This window comes from Tepidimonas sp. (assembly GCF_046292505.1).
Lineage (GTDB): Bacteria > Pseudomonadota > Gammaproteobacteria > Burkholderiales > Burkholderiaceae_C > Tepidimonas.
Genome location: NZ_JBKBQX010000297.1, coordinates 1 through 507, shown reverse-complemented (window position 1 = coordinate 507; position 507 = coordinate 1). Strand labels below are relative to the sequence as shown.

The window sequence follows — 507 nt, the reverse complement described above, 5'->3', positions numbered from 1 at the left end:
AGCGCGCCGGGTTCGCGCTCGAGCGGACCGATCGGCACCATGCCGATCGACACCCCGATGGCGAACGACCGTTCGCCCCAGGCGAAGCGGAAGTCGGCGATCGCCTCGCGGATGCGCTGCACCACCGGCAGCGCGTGCTCGGCGTCGCAGCCCTGCAGGATCAGGCCGAACTCGTCGCCGCCCAGCCGCGCCAGCGTGTCGGCGCTGCGCAGCAGGTTGCGGATGAGCTGCGTCACCTGGCGCAGCAGCTCGTCGCCGGCCACGTGCCCGCAGGTGTCGTTGACGACCGAGAACGGGGCTAGGTCCAGGTAGCACAGCACGTGCTGTGCCTGGTCTGGGCGCGACAGCAGCTCGGTTAGACGACGCTCGAACTCTCGGCGGTTGGGCACGCCGGTCAGCGCGTCGTGCGTGGCCTGGTGGCTGAGCTCGCGCGCCAGGTTCAGCGTCACCGTGACGTCGTGGAACACCAGCACCGCGCCGAGCAGGAAGCCGTCCCGGCTGCGGATC

Annotated in this window: 1 protein-coding gene; it reads right to left on the bottom strand. The window is 71.0% G+C overall.

Translation table 11 applies throughout. The annotated features are described in order from the left end of the window. The coding region (locus ACK4TH_RS13365) for a diguanylate cyclase domain-containing protein (RefSeq protein ID WP_409627137.1) at nt 1-507 on the bottom strand (507 nt) is incomplete at both ends.